The organism is Pseudomonas sp. SDO52101_S400, assembly GCF_054071635.1.
In genome coordinates, this window is the sequence record NZ_JBSVWF010000115.1 from 1 (window position 1) to 6,280 (window position 6,280).

6 protein-coding genes are annotated in these 6,280 nt (G+C 61.9%); 2 read left to right on the plus strand and 4 right to left on the minus strand.

Annotation, left to right across the window (positions count from 1 at the left end; genetic code table 11):
* Nucleotides 1-51 precede the first annotated feature (51 nt).
* Nucleotides 52-933 carry a LysR family transcriptional regulator gene (locus ACW9HX_RS28725; RefSeq protein ID WP_457383172.1) on the minus strand — a complete coding sequence of 294 codons (882 nt, stop codon included), beginning with the start codon at nt 931-933 and terminating at the stop codon, nt 52-54.
* Nucleotides 934-1,042: 109 nt separating this feature from the next.
* Here ACW9HX_RS28725 and ACW9HX_RS28730 point away from each other — a divergent pair, with 109 nt between their 5' ends.
* The gene (locus ACW9HX_RS28730) at nt 1,043-2,413 is read left to right on the plus strand and encodes an MFS transporter (protein WP_457383173.1); all 1,371 of its coding nucleotides are present in this window, start codon (nt 1,043-1,045) and stop codon (nt 2,411-2,413) included.
* Nucleotides 2,410-2,808 (plus strand): DUF4440 domain-containing protein, encoded by a 399-nt coding sequence (locus ACW9HX_RS28735; protein ID WP_457383174.1) that lies wholly within the window; start codon nt 2,410-2,412, stop codon nt 2,806-2,808. The genes ACW9HX_RS28730 and ACW9HX_RS28735 overlap by 4 nt, the downstream gene beginning before the upstream one ends.
* A 130-nt stretch (nt 2,809-2,938) precedes the next feature.
* Here ACW9HX_RS28735 and ACW9HX_RS28740 read toward each other — a convergent pair whose 3' ends face one another.
* Genes ACW9HX_RS28740 through ACW9HX_RS28750 form a run of 3 tightly spaced genes read right to left on the minus strand, consistent with a single transcriptional unit; the run spans nt 2,939 to nt 6,198 of the window.
* Entirely contained in the window at nt 2,939-3,805 is an 867-nt protein-coding gene (locus ACW9HX_RS28740; RefSeq protein ID WP_457383175.1) for an efflux RND transporter periplasmic adaptor subunit, read from the minus strand.
* 10 nt (nt 3,806-3,815) lie between these two features.
* Complete coding sequence (locus tag ACW9HX_RS28745) at nt 3,816-4,016, minus strand: DUF1656 domain-containing protein (RefSeq protein WP_003221811.1); 201 nt, start codon at nt 4,014-4,016, stop codon at nt 3,816-3,818.
* The gene (locus ACW9HX_RS28750; protein WP_457383176.1) at nt 4,006-6,198 is read right to left on the minus strand and encodes an FUSC family protein; all 2,193 of its coding nucleotides are present in this window, start codon (nt 6,196-6,198) and stop codon (nt 4,006-4,008) included. Before ACW9HX_RS28750 ends, ACW9HX_RS28745 begins: the two co-directional genes overlap by 11 nt.
* Between the last annotated feature and the right edge of the window lie 82 nt (nt 6,199-6,280).

The window sequence follows — 6,280 nt, forward strand, 5'->3', positions numbered from 1 at the left end:
TTCCAAATGTGGGAGCGGGCTTGCTCGCGAAGAGGCCAGGCCAGCCAACACTCAGCCCCAGCCTTTCATGAAATCAATGAACGCCCGCACCTTCAGCGGCAGGTGCCGGGTGTCCGGGTACAACGCGTACACACCTTGTTCGGCGAAACGGTGATCCGGCAACAAGCGCTGTAACCGCCCGACATCCAGGTCTTCCTGAATCAGCCATTGCGGCAAAATCGCCACGCCTTGCCCGGTCAACGCAAAGGCACGCAGGGTCGCGGAGTTGTCCGCGACGATGGCGGTGGTTCCCGGTTTCGGCTGGTAGAAATGTTCGGTGCCGACCGGATCGGTGACCGTCATTTCCGGCACTCGTCCATGTCCCAGTGTCGGCATCGATTCCAGCACAGCCAGCTTGTCTACCGGCGCAAAACCCTCGACCAGCCCCGGCGCCGCCACGGCAAACACCTCGAACGTAGATAACTGCACCGCCCGCAGATTGGAGTCGTGCATGCGCCCCAGGCGAATCGCCATGTCGAACCGTTCGGAGATCAGATCGGCATGGGTCGAGGACGTGGACAAGTGAATATTCAGTTGCGGCTGCTGCCGGCGAAACACCTCCAGCGCCGGCACCACCTGAGCCAACGCAAACTCCACGGTCGTGGTGATGCGCAGCGTGCCCTTGAGCTGAGAGTGCTCCGAGCGCGCCTCTTCGATGGCCAGCCGCGCTTCGTCCAGCGTGCGCAAGCAGCGCCGATAAAAACGTTCGCCGGCATCGGTCAGGGCCAGTTGCCGGGTGTTGCGGGTGAGCAGGGTGACGCCCAACTCCTCTTCCAGCCGCTTGAGATTGAAGCTCACCACCGCGCGCGTTTGTCCCAACGTATCGGCGGCAGCGGTCAGCGAGCCGGCCTCGACCACAGCTTTGAAGGTATCGAATCGATCCAGGCTGACCATGTTCAGCACGTCCACTGTCAAAATAGTTTTGACAAACTAGCAGTCAAACCAGCGTATTTCTATCGCCGCAAGCGCCCTACCCTGCACACCTCATCACAGGGAAGCTGCCATGGCCTATCGCTCGAAAGTCGCGCTGGTGTATCTGTTGGGGTTCGCCCTCGACCTGCTGAACATGTTCGCCGCCAGCATCGCCTACCCGGACATCGCCCGGCAGTTGCAGGCATCGGTGACGCAACTGGCGTGGATCACCAACGCCTACATGCTCGGGCTGACGCTGATCATTCCGATGAGCGTATGGCTGGCTGCACGGGTTGGCGAGCGACGACTGATCCTCGGTTCGTTGCTGGTGTTCGGGATCGCCTCAGGGCTCATCGCTCAGGCGAGCTCGATTGAAAGCCTGATCGGCTGGCGACTGCTGCAAGGGCTGGGTGGCGGGCTGTTGTTGCCGGTCGGTCAGGCATTGGCTTATCGAGAGTTTCCGGCGACACAACGTGCGCACTTCACCGGAGTGGTTTTGCTGGTGGCGCTGATGGTGCCGGCCCTGTCGCCGGCGGCGGGTGGTTTGATCGTTGAAGCGTTGTCGTGGCGCTGGATTTTCTACCTGAACATGCCGGTGGCGCTTTTCGCTTTCGGGCTGGGCCTGTTATGGCTGAAAGCGGATCAACCAACAAGTGAACGTCCGGCACTGGACGCGCGTGGTCTGCTGCTGGCGGTGTCCGCCCTGAGTCTGTTGCTGATGGCCGTCAGCCTGGCGAGCGAACCCGCTACCCGCCACTTCGCGGGCGGTGTCCTGTTGCTCAGCGTCATCACCTTGTGGATATACCTGCGCGATGGCTGGAGAAAACCCGGGGCGGTCCTCGACCTGCCACTGATCAGGAACCCGTCATTGCGACTGGCGATGCTGATCTACCTCTTTGTTCCCGGCATCTTTACCGGCACCAACATGATTGCCGTGCTGTACCTGCACGATCTCGGTTTCGGCGCAGCACAAACCGGGGCGCTGATGCTGTCCTGGGCGGCCGCTTCGGGCGTGGCGATCATGCTGGGCAAACGCAGCTTCAACCGGATCGGCCCCAAGCCTTTGCTGATCGCCGGCATGCTGCTGCAATGCCTTGGCATCGTCGTACTGATGCAGATCGACCACCCCGCCAGCGGCCCGTTGATCCTCGCCTACGCCTTGATGGGGCTGGGCGGCAGTCTGTGCAGCGTCACCGCGCAGACCCTGGCATTCGTCGGCATCACGCCAGAAAAAATGGGCCATTCCAGCGCCCTGTGGAATATCAATCGCCAACTCGGTTTCTGTCTCGGCGCGGCGTTGCTCAGTTCGCTGCTGGGCGCACTGGGCGCCGACGGTTTCCAATACTGCTTTCTCGCCGCTGCGCTGCTCACGCTGTTGCCGATAGTCGCCGTGCTGCGTTTCGACTCGTCGAAAGTGCTCGCCCTGCTGAACCCACCTTCCCTTCAGGAACAATCCACATGACTGACTACGCCGACTATTTTGACGAAGTGATCCGGGCCCATGAGGCCATCGAACGATGGTTTTCCGTGGAGGAAGAAGAAGCCGCACTGGAGCGATTGCTGGCGCGGTTTTCGCCACAGTTCTCCATGGTGACGCCGCTGGGTCGCGTGCTGGATGTCGAGGCCTTGCGTGCACTGTTTCAAATGGCGGCCGGGAAGAAGAACGGGTTCAGGATCGAACTCGGCGAGCTTCGCGGGATTGCATTGCATGAACGCGGTGCGACGGTGAGTTATCGCGAGCAGCAAACCGATGCGAGCGGATTGCACACGGGTCGACGCTCAACCGTGGTGTTTGAAAAAACCGAATCTGGACAGGTGATCTGGCGGCATTTGCAGGAGACGTTTTGCAGCGAGTAGATGCTGAGTATTTGCTCGTAAAACCGAGTCGTCCCAATCGCGAGCAGGCTCGCTCCCACACTGGATCTGTGCCGCACTGAAGATCCCATGTGGGAGCGAGCCTGCTCGCGAATGGCTACAACGCGGTCTGTCAGTTATCCACTGCGTCCTGCTTCACCACCACGGTGCAAGTAATCCCCGCCGCCAGCAGCACACCTTCCGGCACTTCATCGATGTGAATCCGCACCGGCACCCGTTGCGCCAGGCGCACCCAGTTGAAGGTCGGGTTCACATCGGCGATCAGCTCGCGGCTTTCCGGGTTGTCACGGTCGTAGATCCCTCGGGAAATACTTTCCACGTGGCCCTTGAGGACTTCGCCGCTCATCAGTTGCATGTCGGCTTTGTCGCCGATGCGAACATGGGGCAGTTTGGTTTCTTCGAAGAAGCCGTAGACCCAGAACGAATTCATGTCGACCACGGCCATTTTCGCTTCGCCGATGCGCGCGTAGTCGCCGCGATGCACGTTGAGGTTGGTCACGTAGCCGTCCACCGCCGCACGCACTTCGGTGCGTTTGAGGTTGAGCTCGGCCGCTTCCAGTTGGGCCTGGGCCTGTTGGTAATCGGCCAGCGCGGAGTCGGCGATGTTGCTGGCGTCGTCGCGGTTTTCCTTGGAGATCACCAGGTTGTCGAGATCGGCGCGGCGATGGGCGTTGACCTTGCGCATTTCCCACGTGGCCTTGCGCGAAGCCACCAGCGACTGCGCCTGCTTCACCGCGAGACGGTAGTGTTCGGGGTCGATCTGCATCAGCAAGTCGCCCTTCTTCACCAACTGGTTGTCGCGTACCGGCACGTCCACCACTTCACCAGTGACGTCGGCGGCGACGTTGATGATGTCGGCGCGGACCCGGCCGTCGCGGGTCCACGGGGTATTCATGTAGTGCTCCCACAACGTGCGACCGATCCACAGCGCAAGGGCCAGCACCAGCAGGGTCGCGAGCAGGCTGAAAAACTTTTTCATCAGAACGTTCTCAACGGTAGACAGTCAGCGCCATCGCGCCGAACAGACAGGTAAACAGGCTCAGGCGCAGCAGCGCCGGGTGCCAGAAGAAGCGGTATAGGTCGAACCCCGACAGGAACCGGTCCAACGCCCAGGCCAGCGCCGCAGCGACGAAAAACATCAGGGTCATGGTCGGCATGTACACGCCGTGGAAGGCGATTTCACGAGGCATGGGCAAGTCCTTCGGGCTTGGCGATGGCGTAGGCGGCGAGTGGCGATTGCGGGTCGAGCAACGAGGTGCGGATAAAGTGCAGGTAACTTTTCACCCGACGCAGCGCCGAGGTATCGAAGTGCGGGGCGAACGGTTCGTCAGTGGCGGCGACACGGCTGATCGCGTGATCGACCGCGACCAATGCGCGCTCCAGGTTGCTCGAATTCGGTTGCAGGAACAGCCGCACCAGCGAGCGTCCCATGACCCGGATTGCCTGGCGCCACGGCTGGGATTCGGCATACGCCGGGTGCACCGGCAGGATCGCTTGTTCCTTGCGCAACTCGATGATCGCGTGGCCGACTTCCAGCACCACGAACATCCAGCGCAGCAGATTTTTCTGCACCTGCGGCTGACCGGCCGCCAGCCCATAAGCCTGGTGCATCAGGTCACGGGTACGGCTTTCGAAACTTGACGCCAGGCCCTTGAGTTTGCCGCTGATGGCGTACACCACTTGCCCGCGCAGGTCCTGCTCCAGTCGCCGCCACAACCAGCGGCTGTTCGGCGGCAGAATGATCGCCCCCGCTGCCGCGCAGACCAGCATGCCCATGACCATGGCGATGTAGTCGTTGATGAAGGTGTAGGGGTTGTAGATCGTCAGGTTGTCCGGCACGGAACCTGTACTGAAGAAGATCAGCAGACCGAGACCGACACCGGCGTATTGCGGTCGCGATGCGAGGAACGAGCCGAGCACGATCACCGGCGCGAGCATCACGCACAGCAACGGGAAACCATCGATCCACGGGAAGATGAAAAACATCTCGACGAAACCGATCAGCGCCCCGAGGAAAGTGCCGCACGCCATCTGGAACGCCATGCGCTTCGGGTTCGGCGTCGCCGCCGACAGGCCCACGGTGGCGGCAGCGATCAGGGTCATGGTCGCGCCGCTCGGCCACGCCGTGGCGACCCAGTAGCTGCCGAGTACGACGAGGATGAACGTGGCACGAATCCCCGAGGCCGCCGCTGCCCACCAACTGGTCTGCGGGGTGAACGGCTCGTCCCAGCGCTCGCGTTCGTGGCTGTGATCGGCCAGCGAGGCGTGGGTCTGTGCATAACTGTGCAGGTCATCGACGAAGCGATAAAGCAGTTCATACGCGGTGTGGAAATCCAGTTGCTCGGCGTCACTCGGGTCGCTCTCCTGGAAGACCGCCCGCAGGCTGCGCACCCGCGCTGGCAAGCCTTCCTTGTACGCCGTCAGCGCCAGCACCAGACGCGCCGCATCCGGGCTGGTCAGCGCACGGCCACTGAAGCCGTCGAGTACTTCGGCCAGATCCTGCAAGCCCGGTTTGATCGCTGCTTCCACATGGTCGGCGCCGTTGCGGCGCAAACGCTCGAGCAACTGGTGCAAGGCGTTGAACCGCGTGGTGATGCCCATGAACTCGCTGTTCAGGCGACTGAGTCGACCGTTGCGCCGACGCATGTGCGGGTCTTCGAACACGGTCACGCTGCGCAGCCCTTCCAGACCCACCGCTTCGGCGATGAAACGCACGTTGCTGGCCTCGAACGTTTCCGGTTTGCTGCGCCCGCGCAGGCCATCGGTGACAAACAGCGCGAACACTCCGAAGCGCTGATACAGAGCGTTGCGCATTGCCGCGCTGGCGGTCTGCGGCAGGATCGCGGCGCTGACCAGGGTCGAGCAGAGAATCCCCAGTGAGATCTCCAGCACTCGCCATACCGCCGCCATGAACGCGCCATCGGGATGGGCGAGCGCCGGCAGGCCGACCATCGCGGCGGTGTAGCCGGCCAGCACAAAACCGTAGGCGCGGAAGTTGCGACAACGGGCGGCGCCGGCCGAGCAGATGCCGACCCAGATTGCCAGCGAACCGAGGAACAGTTCGGTGTTCTGTGCGAACAGTGAAATCAGCGTGACCATCATCGCCGACCCGGCCAGGGTGCCGAGAAAGCGATAGAAACTCTTGGCGAATACCTGACCGCTCTGCGGTTGCATGACGATGAACACAGTGATCATCGCCGTGCGCGGTTGCGGCAGTTCCAGGCGCATTGCCAGCCACAGGGTCAGGAATGCGGCAATCAACACCTTGAAGATGTAGACCCAGGTCACGCCGTCGCTGCGCGCCCAGTCAAAGAACCCCCGGCGCCATTCCAGGGAGTACAGCCAGCGCAAAGGTGCGGGCAGGTGAGTCATTTGGTCTTGCTCAAAAAGTCAGTCGAACCGAAGAAACTGTGGGAGCGGGCTTGCTCGCGAATGCGCTGTGTCAGACAACACA

What these genes read in the sequence shown, in the direction of transcription:
- ACW9HX_RS28725 (WP_457383172.1), bottom strand. Translation starts at nt 933, where the DNA reads ATGGTCAGCCTGGATCGATTCGATACCTTCAAAGCTGTGGTCGAGGCC.
- ACW9HX_RS28730 (WP_457383173.1), top strand. Translation starts at nt 1,043, where the DNA reads ATGGCCTATCGCTCGAAAGTCGCGCTGGTGTATCTGTTGGGGTTCGCC.
- ACW9HX_RS28735 (WP_457383174.1), top strand. Translation starts at nt 2,410, where the DNA reads ATGACTGACTACGCCGACTATTTTGACGAAGTGATCCGGGCCCATGAG.
- ACW9HX_RS28740 (WP_457383175.1), bottom strand. Translation starts at nt 3,805, where the DNA reads ATGAAAAAGTTTTTCAGCCTGCTCGCGACCCTGCTGGTGCTGGCCCTT.
- ACW9HX_RS28745 (WP_003221811.1), bottom strand. Translation starts at nt 4,016, where the DNA reads ATGCCTCGTGAAATCGCCTTCCACGGCGTGTACATGCCGACCATGACC.
- ACW9HX_RS28750 (WP_457383176.1), bottom strand. Translation starts at nt 6,198, where the DNA reads ATGACTCACCTGCCCGCACCTTTGCGCTGGCTGTACTCCCTGGAATGG.